Source organism: Microvirga sp. GCM10011540 (assembly GCF_042650665.1).
GTDB classification, from domain to species: Bacteria; Pseudomonadota; Alphaproteobacteria; order Rhizobiales; family Beijerinckiaceae; genus Microvirga; species Microvirga lenta.
Map to the genome: position 1 here is coordinate 1 of NZ_JBHSBQ010000048.1, position 579 is coordinate 579.

General features: G+C 63.7%; 2 protein-coding genes. Both read left to right on the forward strand.

Annotation, left to right across the window (positions count from 1 at the left end):
* Nucleotides 1-230 (forward strand): hypothetical protein (locus ACFOYU_RS15165; protein ID WP_377034232.1); only part of this gene is annotated, 230 nt, incomplete at its 5' end.
* Nucleotides 178-525 (forward strand): HU family DNA-binding protein, encoded by a 348-nt coding sequence (locus tag ACFOYU_RS15170; protein WP_377034233.1) that lies wholly within the window; start codon nt 178-180, stop codon nt 523-525. The genes ACFOYU_RS15165 and ACFOYU_RS15170, both read left to right, overlap by 53 nt.
* The last annotated feature ends 54 nt before the right edge of the window (nt 526-579 follow it).

Genomic DNA, 579 nt, shown 5'->3' on the forward strand with positions numbered 1-579 from the left:
AAGGAGCGATCAGTGGCACGAGCAGCAACCAAGACCTCGACCAAGAAAGCACCGGCCCGGAAGGCCGCCGCGACCAGGGCCAACGACAAGTCTGTGGCAAAGTCTGCGAAAACCTCAAAGCCCTCTCCGAAGACGGCCGCGCCAAAGACCACAAGCGCCCGGGCATCGGCCGCCAAGATGGCCACGAAGGCGCTGGCCCGGACAGGAGCGAAATCCGCCAAGGCAGCTAAAGCGGCAGCTTCAACGAGTCCGATCCTGACGCTGCGCCTCATTGCGGAGCGGCTGGCGGAGACGCACGAGCTGCCCAAGCGCCAGGCCAATGAGATGCTGACCCAGGTCGTGGAGCTGATTGCCAGGAGCCTTAAGAAGGGCGAGAAAATTCGCCTGACGGGGCTCGGGATCCTCCAGGTGCGCCAGCGGGCTGCTCGCATGGGCCGCAATCCGCAGACAGGGGAGCCGGTGAAGATTAAAGCCTCGAAGAAGATCGCCTTCCGCCCTGCCAAGGAACTCAAGGAGGCCATTTGAGCGCCTCGGGTCACCTGGTCGAGATCACCCGGCGAGGATCTTCAGCCCCGTCAC

What these genes read in the sequence shown, in the direction of transcription:
- ACFOYU_RS15170 (WP_377034233.1), top strand. Translation starts at nt 178, where the DNA reads ATGGCCACGAAGGCGCTGGCCCGGACAGGAGCGAAATCCGCCAAGGCA.